The sequence below is a fragment of the Bradyrhizobium sp. S3.12.5 genome (assembly GCF_040548225.1).
GTDB lineage: Bacteria > Pseudomonadota > Alphaproteobacteria > Rhizobiales > Xanthobacteraceae > Bradyrhizobium > Bradyrhizobium cytisi.
Map to the genome: position 1 here is coordinate 49,704 of NZ_JBEPRF010000026.1, position 14,801 is coordinate 64,504.

The following is a 14,801-nucleotide window of genomic DNA, read 5'->3' on the forward strand; positions in this document are numbered from 1 at the left end:
CCATGGCGATCGCTCAACCGGCGCGGCCTGCGGGCATCCGATGGGTGGTCCGCGGCCTTTCGATCCTGGCCTGCATCACGCTGTGGCAAGTCGCATCAGTGATGCATCTCAATCTGGGGATCGTCACCTTCCGCAACGTGCCGCCACCGGTCGAGGTCGTCGAATCCGCTGTCGCCCTGTTTCATTCGCCGAAGCTGGCGGCGCATATCACCAGCAGCCTCTGGCGCGTGTTCGCGGGCTATGGGGCGGCGGTGGTGATCGGCGTGGTCCTCGGCTTTGCGATCGGCCGGTCGCGCGCTGCGAGTGACCTCTTGCTGCCGCCGCTGGAATTGCTGCGGCCGATTCCGGCGGTGGCGTGGATACCGCTGTCGATCCTGATGTTCCCGTCGTCCGAGCTGTCGATGATCTACATCACCTTCATCGGTGCGCTGTTTCCGATTGTGCTGAACACGGTCCACGGTGTTGCGAATGTCGATCGCCGGCTGGTCGCGTCCGCGCGCAGTCTTGGCGCCGGGGAGCTGGCGATCCTGAAGGAGGTGGTGCTGCCGGACGCCGCGCCCAGCATCGTCACCGGTCTTGCGATCGGCATGGGCACCTCGTGGTTCTGCCTTGTCACCGCCGAGATGATCTCGGGCCAGTTCGGCATCGGCTATTACACCTGGGAGGCCTACACGCTTCAGAACTATGCCGACATCATCGTCGGCATGCTGGTGATCGGCCTGCTCGGGATGGGCTCCAGCTGGCTGTTGACGACGGCCGGACGGCTCGCGATGCCCTGGCGTAGTCCGAAGGTGGTGCGATGAATATTCGGGTTGCGGATATCGGCACGCAAAGCGTCGGCCTTATCGACATCGCTGATGTCTCGATCTCGCTCGGAGAGGGAATCGATGCGTTCGAGGCGGTGAGCGGGCTCGATGTCTCGATCTCGCCGGGCGAACTCGTCTGTGTTCTTGGGCCTTCCGGCTGCGGCAAGTCCACGCTGCTCGGCGCGCTAGCCGGACATCTGCCGAATACGGCAGGCCGGCTCACGGTCGACGGACAGACGGTCGTGGGGCCGAGCCCGGACCGCGGCATGGTGTTTCAGCAGCACACGTTGTTTCCGTGGAAACGGGTGCGGGACAATGTAGCCTTCGGCCCGAAGATGCGGGGCCTTGCAAAAGCCGAGCGCAATCGCGCGGCGGATGCAATCCTGAAGCTGGTCGGTCTGTCCGGCTTCGAGGCATTTTACCCGGCGCAGCTGTCGGGCGGCATGCAGCAGCGTGTCGAGATTGCGCGGGTGTTGATCAACCAGCCGCGGGTGCTGCTGATGGACGAGCCCTTCAGCGCGCTCGACGCGCAGACGCGCGGCATGATGCAGGAGGTCCTGCTCGATATCTGGGGCAAGATCCCGACCACCACGGTGTTCGTCACCCACGACATCGACGAGGCGCTGTTCCTCGCCGATCGCATCGTCGTGATGAGCGCAAGGCCTGGCCGGGTGATCGAGGACATCGTGCCGCCGTTTGCTCGGCCACGGAGCCAGGATCTCGTCACCGAACCCGAGTTCGTGCGCCTGAAGCGTCTTGTCATGCAGCTTCTGCGGCGGCCAGAAGGCAGCGAGCCGATGGCGCGGCTCAGCCCGCTGGGCGTGCCGACCTAGAATAGTTCGCTCGCCCTCAACGCCTTGCAGACGTGCTGCATCTCGGTCTCGTCCGCAACCATGTCGAGCATGATCGTGGTGAGGCCCTTCGCGGCAAACTCCTTCAGCTTCGCGCCGATCTCGGCATGGCTGCCGACGAGATAGGGGCAGTCGGCCTGGAAGGTGAGGAACGGCAAGAGCCAATAGCCATTGTCGTGGAGCTCGCCGGTCTGGCCTTCGTACAATCGTCGCTTCCAGACGGAATCTGAATTCTCCACCGTAAGCGCGAGCAGGTCGCGGTCATCAGGGTTGTCGCGGAAGCGGGCCTTCGCCGCCTGCCGCGCCTCCTCGCTGCTCTCGCGCGCGAAGATGCCAAAATTCATTCCGGGGGCGTTGAGGCCGCGATCGAGGTCGGGCGGGAGCATCTGCATCTTGATGCAGCCGGTCTCCTCTGCGACGCGCCGCGCCGCTTCCGACTGCCCCGCGATCAAAAATTCCGGCATCAGCTCGGTCGGCAAGCGCGGCCGGAGTTGCAGATTGCTGGCGCGGTAGAACCGACCCTCGAGATTGACCGGGCGCTGGCTCGCGAGCAGCTCGCGCATCAGTGCGACGAACTCGCCGAGCCGGACATAGCGGTCGGCATGCGGTTGCTCGTCGCCAAGTCCCTCCAAGTCGCTGATTGCGGTGCCCGTAATCATGTTGAGATAGACCTTGCGGCCGTAGAGCTGCGCAAAGGACGACACGAACTTCGCCGCTGTGAACGGGTGCATGTAGACCGGATTGACGGCGATCAACGGCGAAGATCGCGTCGTCGCGGCCAGGATGTGCTGGGCCATCGCCCAGGGCTCGACGAAGACGTCATTGCCTTCGAACAGCAGAATGCCTTCGAAACCGTTGCGGTCGGCGAACTCCGCCACCCGCATCAGCTCGCCGACATATTTTTGGGGATCGCGGTTGCGCGAGATCGCGGGAAAGACGCGCAGCCGCGCCGGAATCATTCCGCCGCTTCCCGGAGCGGCCAGGCGTTGCGGGTGATGCGAAGGCCGCCGGCCGCACCGGAGCCGTCGGCGATCGCCAGGCGATGCGAGGGCGAGGGCGAGCACAGCGAGAAGTGCCAACCTGCCGGATCGTCGGAGATATCGGGCTTGAAGCTGATCTCGATCGCCTCTCGCGACACCTGCATCGCGAATGCGTCGAGCGGCAGGTTGAGCCCAAAACCCCTGGCTTTCAGATAGGCTTCCTTCAGCGTCCAATAGTCGAAGAAGCGCTCGATCGCGGCGGGCTCCGGCAGTCCGCGCAGCGTCTCGACCTCCTCCGGCGCAAAGAAGCGAAGCGCGGTGGAGAGTGGCGCGACGCGCCGCGACACGGTCTCGACGTCGACGCCGACGGTCTCGTGCTTCGAGACGACGCAAGCTACGCAGCCGTCGGCATGGGACAGGCTGAAATGCAGTGCCGTCGAAGTCGCGGGCGCCGCGACAAAGGGCCGCCCGTAGCGGCCGGTCGAAAACGACCAGTCGGTCGGCTCGATCTCGGGGGCCGCGTGCGAGAGCGCCAGGCGCAACATCGCGTGCGCGAAGATATATTGCCGCTGATGCCGCTCAAACATGAAGCGGTCGGCGCGTATCCGTTCATCGACGGAGAGCAGCCGCCGGCACGATTCGACCGCGCCCGGCGTCTCGATGCTCTCGATCAGTCCGACAAACAGTTCAATTTCGTCGTCTGCCATCAATTGGGCCCATAGCGTCAGGCGGAGGCCAAATCCGGCCCTGACCGAAGAATCAACCAAACAGGAAGCAACTGAGCCGACCGCTTCTAGCGGTCCACTCAGGCAAATTCTTGTCGATTGCTGGCCGGTTTACAGGTTCAAGCTTGTGCGAGACCCCAACTCGACAGGCGAGCGGCCTAAATTTGGAAATGAACTTGAAGATTCGTGCGGCGTCCCGGCCGACAAGTCTTACTTTTTCTTCTTGGCTTTCTTGCCGCCCAGCATCGAAAGGCTGGTGTCGACGTCCTTTAGAGCGGACTGGAGCTTCTTCTTCTCGTCAGAGAGAAGCTTTTGCAGGGCCTTGCGGTCCTTGTCGCTCAGCGAGGTACCCTTGGTAAATTTGATGAAACCCATAATGACACTCCCCCGGTTGAAAATAATCGTCCAAATCAAAAACGCAGGAATAATCTTGCGCGGCAAGCGCCAAAGAATCAAGATGCAACTTGGTCATTCACAGCTCTTGCGAGTGAACCCGCGTTCGGCGTGGACTAACAGCCGGTCAAGCCGCCCGGCGGGCGAGCAGCCGGTCGAGTGGCGCATTGGGCTGCGTGATAGCGGCCCTCAGCAGCGCAACGAGATCCTCCATCCAGGCGCCGACCACGGCGCCGTCGAGCAGCTCGCCCTTGTAATTGCACGAACCTGTAATCCCGGTCAGGCGCTCCTTGAGCATCAGCGACAGCCAGGTCTGGTCGACCGGCAGTACCGGCTGGCCCTCGCGCGCAACATTTCCGATCGATCGCACTGCGACATCAGGCAGCTCGAGCGGCTGGCGCAGCGGATTTTGCAGCGTGAAATAGACCTGGAGCAGCGAAGCCGGATCGATGCCCTCCTGCTCCAGATGGTCGGCCAGGATGTTGAACGGCAGCTCCTGCCGGGCATGCGCCTCGAGCACGCTTTGGCGCACGCAGCCCAAGGCCTGCGTGAACGACAGATCCGGCGTGATTCGGCTGCGGACGATCACGGTGTTCTCGAACGGGCCCACGATCCCCTCGGTGTCCGGCTGGGCGCGATTGGCCATGGCGGTCGCGACCGAGATGTCCGTGCGTCCGGTCCGCGCCAGCAGCAGGGCCTTCAGGCCAGTGAGCAGGCACATGAACAGCGTGGCGTTGTGCTGTCGCGCATAGGCGGTGAGGCGGGCGACTAGGTCGCGCTCCAGGCTGAGGGGATGATGGCCGGTCGACGCGCCCGGCCGCGCCTCACCGTCAAACAGGGGGGCTGAACCGCGCAATGCCTCGCTCCAGTCGAGGGCCTGGCGGCGGGCCGCCTCAGTGCCGCACCACCAGCGCTGCCAGCGTGCGACGTCGGAGAACGCGAGCGGCATCTTCGGCAAGGGCGCCGACGGATGGCCTGCCAGCGCGGCGTAGCGGTTGGACAGTTCCTCGAACAGCATGCCGATCGACCAGCCATCCGCGATGGCATGGTGCAGTGTCAGCAGCAGGATGTGATCCTCGGCGTGCAGCCGCAGCAGCCGCGCCCGCAGCAGCGGCGCCCGGGCGGCGTTGACAGGAGTATATGTCTCCTGCGCGATCAGGAGCTCGATTTTCCTGAGCTCGAGGGCCTTGCGGCGCTTGTTGTTGTGGGGCCGCCCGTCGCCGATGGTCTCGACGGTCAGAACCGGACCGAGCGCGGCGGGCGCGACGATCCGGCTGACCGGCTCCTCGCCATTCCAGCCGAACGCCGTGCGTAACGATTCGTGGCGGCGCACGATGTCGTCGATGGCCTGCGCCAGCCTGCGCGGATCGATCGGGCCTTCGAGGTGGAAAGCGAAGGGCAGGTTGAACAGCGGCAGATCGGGCAGATTCTGCTCAATTCGCATCATCTGGTCCTGCGCGATCGACAGCGTGGGCGGTCCGCTGTCGGCGAGGCGTGGCACGCCGGCCGCGGGTTTTTGCGGTTTCGTGGTCACGGCCTCGTCGACCCGCCGGGCGAGCTCCTCGATCGTCGGCGCCTCGAAGATGGTCTTGATCGGCAGCGAGACCCCGAGCGCACGGGCCACGCGCGCCATGGCTTGGCCCGCGAGCAGCGAATGGCCGCCGAGGTCGAAGAAATTGTCGGTGACGCCGAGGCTCTCGACCTTCAGCAGATCGATCCAGATGTCGGACAGCACCTTTTCGGTGAAGCGGCGGGCTGGCACGGCGGCTTCCGTCGCCGCACTCTCCTGTTGCGCGGGCGCCGGCAGGGCGGAGCGATCGAGCTTGCCGTGGGCATTGAGCGGAATCTGATCCAGGAACAGGAAGGCCGACGGGATCGCATGCACAGGCAGCCGGCTCTTGAGGAAGTCGCGCAGCTCGCTGGCGCTGATCTGGCTGCCGGCCCTGGCAATGACATGGGCGATAAGCCTCACATCGCCATTGGCGTCGCGGCGCGGCTCGACGATGCCGGCGCGCACGCCTGCGTGGTCGCCAAGCGCAGCCTCGATCTCCTTGAGCTCGATGCGATAGCCGCGGACCTTGACCTGAAGGTCGGCGCGGCCGAGGCATTCGATCGTCCCGTCGGCGCGGCGGCGGGCGAGGTCGCCGGTGCGGTACAGCCGGCTGCCTTGCGCGCGTGCGAACGGATCGGGGATGAAGCGCTGCCGGCTCTGGGCGGGATCGTTGATATAGCCGCGGCCGACGCCGGCGCCGCCGATGCAGAGCTCGCCGACCACGCCGACCGGCTGCGGCTCCAGATTGGGATCGAGCACATAGAGCTGGGTGTTGGGCAGCGGCGCGCCGATCGGGACATTGGTCGTCGCGGTGTCCGGCGCCCTGGTCAGCCGGTGCAGGGAAACGTCATCAGAACATTCCGAGGCGCCGTAGGCGTTGATCAGCGGCACCTTCGGGCAGCGGACGAACCAGGCGCGGCAGAGCTCGACGGGCAGTGGCTCGCCGGTCGAGATCAGCAGCCGCAGTTTCGCAAAGGCGCGCAGCATCGGTGCCTCGCCGAGGCGTTCGAGGATGACGCGGAGCAGCGAGGGGACGATCTCGAGCACCGTGATGCCCTCGCGTTCGATCTCCCGCGCCAGCAGGATCGGATCCTGCACGACCGAATTGCCGCAGACATGGACACGTGCGCCGACCATGGGAGCGGCGAGGAACTGCCAGACAGAGATCACAAAGCTCTGCGGTGCGGTCTGTGCGACCACGTCCTTGCCCGTGAGGCCGAGCTCGGCGATGAGCGACGCCAGATGGTTCGACAGCCCGCGCTGCTCGATCATGACGCCCTTCGGCGCACCGGAAGAACCGGACGTATAGATGAGATAGGCAAGGCTCGCGCTTGCGCGCCGTGCCGCGCGGGCCGGCTTGGTCGATTCCAGCGCCATCGCATCCTCGATCTCGGCGACCTGGATGCGCGCGACCAACGGCTCGAGCAGCGTGTCGACCATGGCGGACTGGGCGCGCCCCGTCAGCAGCACGCTTGCGCAGCTCGATCCGAGGATGGTTGCGAGCCTCGCGGGTGGCTGCTCGGGATCGAGGTTCAGGAAGGCCGCGCCCGCGCGTTGCACCGCGATCATCGCCGCGAGCAGGTCGGGCCCGCGATCGGCAAGCAGCGCGACCACGGTCTCGGTGCCGACGCCCTCGCGGGCAAGCCAGCGCGCGATCGCCTGGCTGCGGCGCGCCAGTTCGCGATAGCTCAGGGACAGAACTCCGTCGGATATCGCCACGGCGTTCGGCGTCTTCTTTGACTGCCGCTCGAAGCGTTCGCATAGATTTCCGCGCGTGGCGAAATTGGCAGGCCGGCCTTTCGTCGGCAACAGCCGGCGTTCCGCGTCGGTGAGCAGCGGCAGACGCGAGATGCGCTGCTCGGGATTGGTGATGGCGGCCTTGAGCAGGGTCTTGAACTGACCCGCCATGCCCTCGATCGTACCTGCGTCGAACAGATCGGTGGCGTATTCGAAGAAGCCGGTGAAGCGGCCCTCGGCCTCGACCAGCTCGAGCGTGATATCGAAGCGCGCGACTTCCGGGTCGATCTCCAGCCGCCGCGTCGACAGGCCGGGGAAGCGCGCCGCCTCGATCGACGCATTCTGGAGGATGAACATGATCCGGAACAGCGGATTGCCGTCGCTCCTTCGCGCGATCTGCAACGCGCGCAGGACTTCCTCGATCGGAAGATCCTGGTTGCGATAGGCATCGAGCGTGACCCGGCGCACCCGCCGCAGCATCTCGCCAAAGGTCGGGTCGCCACCGAAATCGTTGCGCAGGATCAGCGTATTGGCAAACAGCCCGATCAGCCGTTCGCTTTCGATCTGGTTGCGGTTCGCGATCAGCGAGCCCGTCGCGACATCCTCATGTCCGGTATGGCGGAACAGCAGGCACTGGAATACCGCGAGCAGCGCCATGAAGGGCGTCACGCCCTGGTCCTGGCTCAGTGCGCGAATGTCGGCCGAAAGGGTTCTTGAGAATTCGAAATAGTGACGGGCGCCGTGTCCGTTCCAGACTTCCGGCCGCGGCCGGTCGGTCCGCAGCGGCAGCGTGGTGACGCCGTCGAGCTGGGTTCGCCAGTAATCGAGCTGCTCCTTCGCCATCGGTGTCTGCGCCCAGCTCAGCTGCCAGCGCGCAAAGTCGCGATATTGGAAGCCGGGCGAGGGCAGCATCGTCGTGCTCCCTTTGCGAGCGGGGGAATATCCGGCGGCGAGCGCCTCCCAGAACAGCCGCTGTGACCAGCCATCGGTGACGAGGTGATGGACATTGACCACCAGCGCATGGCTGGATTTGTCGAACGAAAGCAGCGTGACCTTCAGTGGTGGCTCGCGGGCGAGGTCAAACGGATATTGCGCCAGCTTGAGCGCCTCGCGCCTGACGACCTCAGCCCGCCGGTGCGGAGGGCAGGGTCTCAGCTTGATCCGCTCGAACCGCGGCGGTGCGTCAAGCACGCGCTGCACAAGCTCGCCCTCGCGTTCGACGAAGACCGAGCGCAGTGCCTCGTGGCGCGCGCAAATCGCACCGAGGCTCGCCTGGAGCGCAGCGATATCGACCTGCCCCTTGAGCAGCGCGACCTCGACCACGTTATAATTGTAGCGTGTCGGATCGAGCCGCGAGAGCACATACATCCGCTGCTGCTGGAACGACAGCGGCGCATCTCCTTCAGAAGCCGCCGGGCGCCAAGCCGGCAGCGTCGCATCCCGATGCGCCGTGGTCTCGAGCCGGGCTGCAAGAGCGCCGACCGTGGCGCAATCGAAAATGTCCTCGAACGAGAAGTCGACGTTGAAGCGCTCGCGCAGGCGCGAGCGCATCTGCGTGACCGCGAGCGAGTCTGCGCCGAGCGCAAAGACATCCTGATCGACGCCTACTTTCGGAAGCTCCAGAAGATTGGCCCAGATCTCCGCGAGCTGGGTCTCCAGCGCGTTGCGCGGCAGCTGCGTCTCGTCGTCATCATGGGACGCCGAAATCAGGTCGGCCAGCGCGTTGCGCTTGACCTTGCCGCTGGCGCCTTTCGGCAGCGCCGCCACGCTGCGGATCAGGCTTGGCACCTTGTAGGCGGCGAGACGTTTGCGCGCGAACTGGCGCAACTGGTCGGAGGTCGCCTCGGAATTGTCCCGCAGCACCACGACGGCGGCGACGTTCTCGCCGAGTTTTGCGTGGGGAACGGCAAAGACGCCAGCTTCCAGCACCGCCGGATGGGCCAGCAGCACCTCTTCCACCTCAAGCGGCGAGACCTTCTGGCCGCCGCGGTTGATGACGTCCTTGATGCGGCCGACGATGAAGAGATAGCCGTCGGCATCGAGATAGCCGAGATCGCCGGTCCGGAACCAGCCGTCGCGAAATGCAGCTTGCGTCGCGGCCTCGTCATTATAATAGCCGCGGCTCATGTTCGCTCCGCGCAACATGATCTCGCCACGCTCGCCGCTTGCAAGCGCACGGCCGGTCTCGTCCATGATGGCGATCTCAGGACCTGCGGCACGGCCGACCGATCCGATCTTGCGCAGCTCGAACGGATTAGCGGCAATCTGCGAGGCCGCTTCAGTCATGCCATAGGTTTCCAGCACGGGCACGCCGAACATCGTCTCCAGCCCGTTCAGGATCGCGGGCGCAAGCGAGGACGAGGCCGAGCGGATTACGCGCAGCGATGACGCGCGGGCGCGCTCCGGGTTGGCTTCCGCGGCCGTCAGCAGGGCGCGGTGAATGGTCGGCACCGCCGTGTACCAGGTCGGTTGCAGGTCCCGCATCCAGCCGAAGAAGGACGGTGCGTCGAAACCGCCGGTCGCGATCACGCTGGAGCCCGCGGCGAGCGCGGTCAGGAGACCGGAGATCAGGCCATGGGCGTGAAACAGCGGCAAGGCATTCAGCAGGCGATCGTGCGATGTGAGCGACAGCACGCGGCCGGCATTTTGCGCGGAGAGACACACATTGCGATGCGTCAGCGGTACCATTTTGGGCCGCGCCGCTGTGCCTGACGTCAGCAGGATGAAGGCATCATCCTCGGCACTCGCGGCGCCGTTCGCGCAGGCCGGACCGATCGTCGGTCCGATGAACGCACAGCCGCCAAGATCCGTCTCAGGTCCCGGAACGAAGTCGATCATCGCGATGTCAAGCGCCCTGGCGACGTCACGACTCGGCGAGTTCATATCGGGCCGGGTGACTAGCGCCGTCAGCTTCAATTCGCTGAAATAACGTTGCAGCTCATCCGCCGTCAGGTCCGGGTTGACGGGGACGCAGGCACAGCCTGATGCGACCGCGATGAGAGCCAGCGCGCTGTCGGCCCCGCGCGGCAGCGCAACGGCAATCCGGTCGCCAGGTGCAATGCCGAGCCCGCGCAGCGTTTGGACGAGATGCGCGGTCCTGGCGCCGAGCGCACCATAATTCAGAGGCGGCCGGCCAGGGGCGAGCAGGGCGGGCGCCGCCGGCATCGTTCGCGCATGGAAGGCGAGAAGGCCGCCGATATGGGCAAACGTATTGGTTTCGGCGCCCGCGTCTGCCGATCCCTCTCCCGCCCCGGACGCAATCTCCGACAATGCCATTCCCTTTTGATCTGATTGGGCTATTCTTCCCAAGAGTTAGGGAACGCGTCCAGTCCGAGGTGAAGTTTTGGTCCCAAAATCTGTGGTTGAGGGACCTTAAGCCTTTCGGCGGGGGGAGTGTCGGGCGGGATCACCATGCTGGAGAAAGAGCCGGGGACGGATGTCGGGTTGAAGCGCTGGCTCGAAGGCATCGGTCTCGGCCACTACACCGATCTGTTCGCGCAACACCGCCTCGATCTCGATGTCATGGGGGACCTGACCGAGGCTGATCTTGCCGAGCTCGGATTGCCGCTTGGCGATCGCAAGCGGCTGCGGCGGGCGACCGCGTCGCTGTTCCAGGCCGAGACGGCGGAGGCGCCGGCCGCGCCGGCGCACCCGCCGACCCGCACCGAGGTCGGTGCCGAGCGGCGTCAGCTCACTACCATGTTCTGCGACATGGTCGATTCCACCGCGCTCTCCGCCCAGTTCGATCCGGAAGACGTGCGCGACATGATCGCGAGCTTTCGCGAGACCTGCGTGCGCGTGGTCAAGCATTACGAGGGTTTTGCCGCCCGCTTCGTCGGCGACGGCATTCTGGTCTATTTCGGCTATCCGACCGCGCATGAGGACGACGCCGAGCGTTCGGTGCGCGCCGGGCTCGAGATCGTGCGGGTGCTCTCGACGGCGCGTGCGATCGAGCCGCGCGGCGCGCTCAGCCACGCGCCCGCCGTCCGTATCGGGATCGCGACCGGCCTCGTCGTGGTCGGTGACCTCGTCGGCCAGGGCACCGAGGAGCGCGATTCCGCGGTCGGCGAAACCGTCAATCTGGCCGCGCGCCTGCAGGCGCTGGCGCCGCCCAACGGCGTGGTGATCTCCTCCTCGACGCAGTCGTTGCTGAAGGGGAAGTTCGATTACCGCAATCTCGGCGCCCACGCGCTGAAGGGCATCTCGGAGAAGACCCAGGCCTGGCACGTCGTGCGCGCCACGCGGGTGGAGACCCGCTTTGCGGCCGCCATGGGCACGCGCCTGACCCCGCTCGTCAACCGCGAGGAGGAAATCGCGCTGCTGATGGGACGCTGGCAGCAGGTCAAGGTGGGCGACGGCCAGGTCGTCGTCAAGTTCGGCGAGCCCGGCATCGGCAAGTCGCGCATCATCCAGGAGATTTTTGAGCGGATCGCGGGCGACCGCCACGGACAGGTTTCGTTCCAGTGCTCGCCTTATTACACCTCCACCGCCTTCTATCCGTTCGTCGAGCAGCTCAAGTTTTCCCTCGGCCTCGATCGCGAGGATGTGTCCGCGCTGTCGCTGGCAAGCCTGGAGAATGCAATTGCCGCCGCGCACGGCGATATCGAGCAGGTCGCGCCGCTTTTTGCCGCGCTACTGTCGATCCCGACCGGCGAGCGCTATCCGCCGCTCGACCTGTCGCCGCAGCAGCAGAAGGACGCGACCGTCGCGGCACTGGTCAATCACTTCCTGGGCCTCGCGCGCGAGATGCCGCTGGTGATGGCCTTTGAGGATCTGCACTGGATCGATCCGACCTCCCGCGAGGTGGTCGACCTCGTCGTCGACCGGGTGCAGAACCGGCCGATCCTTGCGATCATCACCGCGCGCTCCGAATTCCAGCCGAGCTGGAACGCGCATTCGCACATTACCACTCTCGTGCTGAACCGGCTCAGCCGGCCGTTGCGCGCGACGCTGGTCGAGCGTGTCGCCGGGCGCGAGCTACCCAAGGAGGTCATCGAGGAGATCATCGTCAAGACCGACGGCGTGCCGCTGTTCCTGGAGGAGCTGACCAAGACGGTTCTCGAGTCCGATCTCCTGACCGAGCGGCATGGCCGCTACGTTCTGTCGGGCCCGTGGCGGCAACTCGCGATCCCGGCGACGCTGACGGACTCGCTGATGGCGCGTCTCGACCGGATGGGGCCGTTCAAGCGGATCGCGCAGATCGGCGCCACGATCGGCCGCGAGTTCTCCTACGAGACCCTGCATGCGGTCGCCAACACGCCTGCGGAGCAGATCGAAGCGGCGCTGACGCATCTGGAGGAGGCGGGCCTGATCATGCGGCGCGGCCATCCGCCGGACGCGCTCTACTCCTTCAAGCACGTGATGATCCAGAACGCGGCGCATGCCAGCCTCTTGCACAGCGAGCGGCGCAAGCTGCATGCCAGCATCGCCCAGGTGCTCGCCGAGATGTATCCGGAGAAGACCGAGCGCGAGCCGGAGCTGCTGGCCCACCATCTCACCGAGTCCGGCCAGAGCGAGGGCGCGGCGAGCTTCTGGCTCAAGGCCGGCAAGCAGGCGGCCAAGAGCGGCGCCAATCTCGAGGCCATCGGCCATCTGCGCCGCGGCTTGAGCGTGGTGCAGGCCAATGCCCGCATGCAGGGCGCCGACGAGATGGAGCTCGAGGTGCGCATCGCGCTCGGCAACGCGCTGATCGCCGCCAAGGGCTACGCGGTGCAAGAGGTCGAGGAGAACTACATCCGCGCCCTCGAGCTCGGCCAGCAGCTCGACGACGACGAGAAGGCTTTTGCCGCCACCCGCGGGCTCTGGGTCTGCCATTTCATCCGCGCCGATCTCACCCGCGCGCATGATCTCAGCGTCGAGCTGTTGAAATTCGCCAAGCGCGAGCGGCTCAACGAACGGGCGCAGCCGGCGCAGCAGACCGGCTATCTGATCGAGGCGCACCGCTCGATCGCGATGACCATGCTCTATCGCGGGCGCTTCGCCGCCGCGCAGCATCATCTGCACCGCTGCATCAATCTCTATAGCCCCGATTTGCACTCCGACCTGATGGAGCGGCACGGCACCGATCCCGGCGTCGTCTCGCTGTCCTACCTCGGCTATCTCCTGTGGTTCCTCGGCCAGCCTGACGCGGCGCGGCAGCACAGCGAGCAGGCGATCCTGCATGCGGAGAAGATCCGCCATCCCTTCTCGCTCGCCTTTGCGTTGGTGTTCGGCGCCTATCTCTGCCAGCATCTGCGCGATATCGAGGGCACGCGCGACCACGCCAACCGCGCCATGATCATCGCCACCGAGCACAATTTCCTGCACTGGAAGCAGCAGGCCACGATCCTGCGCGGCTGGGCGCTGGCGCAGCTCGGCGAGGCCGACGAGGGCATCAGCCAGATGCGGTTCGGCCTCGACGAATACGAGGCGATGGATTCCTGGCTCGCCGGCTGCTGGTTCCGCTGCCTGCTGGCGGAGGCCTATGCCAAGGTCGGCATGCGCGATGCCGCCTTGCGCGCGCTGGACGGTGCGCTTGCGACCGCAAGACGGACCGGCGATCACTCCTATCTGGCGGAAGTCTATCGCCTGCAAGGCGAGATCACCCTGTCGGACGGCAATCCGACTTCGGTGCAGGAGGCCGAAGATTTGTTCGAACTGTCGCTCGAGACCGCGCGCAAGCAGGGCGCGTTGTCCTGGGAGCTCAGAACTGCCGTCAGCCTCGCACGGCTGTCGCACGACGCCGGCAAGCGCGAACACGCCAGTCTGTTGCTCGTGCCGATCGTCGGCAAGTTCAACGAGGGATTCCTGACGCCGGACCTGAAGCTGGCCATGCAGCTCGTGCACGAGATCGGTGGCGACACGCCGGCTCGTCAGGCCGATCCGGTGAAATGAGCGATCTGCCCGCCGCCCGTGCGCGCTACGTCGAGCTGATTGCGAAGCGGGAACGACTCTCCTCGCCGCGCCTGCTTGCAGCCCTGGCGGCGGTGCCGCGCGAAAATTTTCTGGCGAAGGGGCCCTGGCGCATCAAGAGCGAGGCGGCGCGCAAATACCGACTGACGCCCGACGCCGACCCCGTCCATCTCTACGACAATGTGCTGGTTGCGATCGACGCGCGCCGCAAGCTCGACACCGGACTGCCGAGCCTGTGGGCGCACTTCATCGATTTGCTCGGCGTCGGCGAGAAGGATCGCGTGGTCCAGATCGGTTGCGGGCTCGGCTATTTCTCGGCGATCCTCTCAGAGATCGTTGGCCCGAACGGCAGGGTGCATGCGATCGAGTGTGACGAGCGGCTCGCGGTGCGTGCCGCGGCCTGTCTTCGCGCCTATCGAAATGTCAGGGTTGTCAACGGCGACGGCTGCCGCAACATCGGCGAGGCCGCTGACGTCATCATTGTGCATGCCGGCTTCTCGCATCCGCAACCGCTCTGGCTTCAATCGCTGCGCCCGCGCGGCCGCCTGCTGGTGCCGCTGACGCAGCGGGACCGCGAAGGTGCCGCCCTCAAGATCACGCGCAAAGGCAAGGGATTCGAGGCCGAGGCTGTGCAGCAGATCCGGATCTTTCCCGGCCGGGGCCGGGGGGCGACGGCGCTTGACGATCGCGTCGCCGATTGGTGGCAGCGCGCCTCGTCGCTGGCGCCGCTGCGCTTTCGCGGCATCGCGCAGGGGCTGCCGTCGGATGGCTAACGATTCGTTTCATTTTACCTTGATTACGAATCGAAGTTTCCAACGTCTCCCGTCGCTTGTATGAGTGTGTTTCGATGGCCATTTGAGCACGTA

Annotated in this window: 8 protein-coding genes; 4 read left to right on the plus strand and 4 right to left on the minus strand. The window is 65.6% G+C overall.

The annotated features are described in order from the left end of the window. The first annotated feature begins 2 nt into the window (after nucleotides 1-2). Together ABIC09_RS30640 and ABIC09_RS30645 are read left to right on the plus strand one after the other, a co-directional pair. Nucleotides 3-803 carry an ABC transporter permease gene (locus ABIC09_RS30640; protein WP_354034788.1) on the plus strand — a complete coding sequence of 267 codons (801 nt, stop codon included), beginning with the start codon at nucleotides 3-5 and terminating at the stop codon, nucleotides 801-803. Beyond that, nucleotides 800-1,639 carry an ABC transporter ATP-binding protein gene (locus ABIC09_RS30645; protein WP_354111595.1) on the plus strand — a complete coding sequence of 280 codons (840 nt, stop codon included), beginning with the start codon at nucleotides 800-802 and terminating at the stop codon, nucleotides 1,637-1,639. The genes ABIC09_RS30640 and ABIC09_RS30645 overlap by 4 nt, the downstream gene beginning before the upstream one ends. Here ABIC09_RS30645 and ABIC09_RS30650 read toward each other — a convergent pair. The 4 genes from ABIC09_RS30650 to ABIC09_RS30665 form a co-directional block, all read right to left on the minus strand. Further along, nucleotides 1,636-2,616, minus strand: a complete 981-nt coding sequence (locus ABIC09_RS30650) for an LLM class flavin-dependent oxidoreductase (RefSeq protein ID WP_354111596.1) — start codon at nucleotides 2,614-2,616, stop codon at nucleotides 1,636-1,638. The two genes, ABIC09_RS30645 and ABIC09_RS30650, sit on opposite strands and share 4 nt — an antisense overlap. Next, nucleotides 2,613-3,344 (minus strand): 4'-phosphopantetheinyl transferase family protein, encoded by a 732-nt coding sequence (locus tag ABIC09_RS30655; RefSeq protein ID WP_354085019.1) that lies wholly within the window; start codon nucleotides 3,342-3,344, stop codon nucleotides 2,613-2,615. The genes ABIC09_RS30650 and ABIC09_RS30655 overlap by 4 nt, the downstream gene beginning before the upstream one ends. A 228-nt stretch (nucleotides 3,345-3,572) precedes the next feature. Continuing rightward, nucleotides 3,573-3,737: a hypothetical protein gene (locus ABIC09_RS30660; RefSeq protein WP_187435087.1), complete on the minus strand. Its 165-nt coding sequence runs from the start codon at nucleotides 3,735-3,737 to the stop codon at nucleotides 3,573-3,575. Between the two features lie 145 nt (nucleotides 3,738-3,882). Further along, nucleotides 3,883-10,320, minus strand: coding sequence for a non-ribosomal peptide synthetase (locus ABIC09_RS30665; protein ID WP_354111597.1), 6,438 nt, complete (start codon nucleotides 10,318-10,320; stop codon nucleotides 3,883-3,885). 135 nt (nucleotides 10,321-10,455) lie between these two features. On the opposite strand from ABIC09_RS30665, the gene ABIC09_RS30670 reads away from it, so the two are divergent. Together ABIC09_RS30670 and ABIC09_RS30675 are read left to right on the plus strand one after the other, a co-directional pair. After that, on the plus strand, nucleotides 10,456-13,917 hold the full coding sequence (locus ABIC09_RS30670) for an ATP-binding protein (protein WP_354111598.1): 3,462 nt from the start codon (nucleotides 10,456-10,458) through the stop codon (nucleotides 13,915-13,917). Further along, nucleotides 13,914-14,708 carry a protein-L-isoaspartate O-methyltransferase family protein gene (locus tag ABIC09_RS30675; RefSeq protein ID WP_148753326.1) on the plus strand — a complete coding sequence of 265 codons (795 nt, stop codon included), beginning with the start codon at nucleotides 13,914-13,916 and terminating at the stop codon, nucleotides 14,706-14,708. The genes ABIC09_RS30670 and ABIC09_RS30675 overlap by 4 nt, the downstream gene beginning before the upstream one ends. Nucleotides 14,709-14,801: the final 93 nt, after the last annotated feature.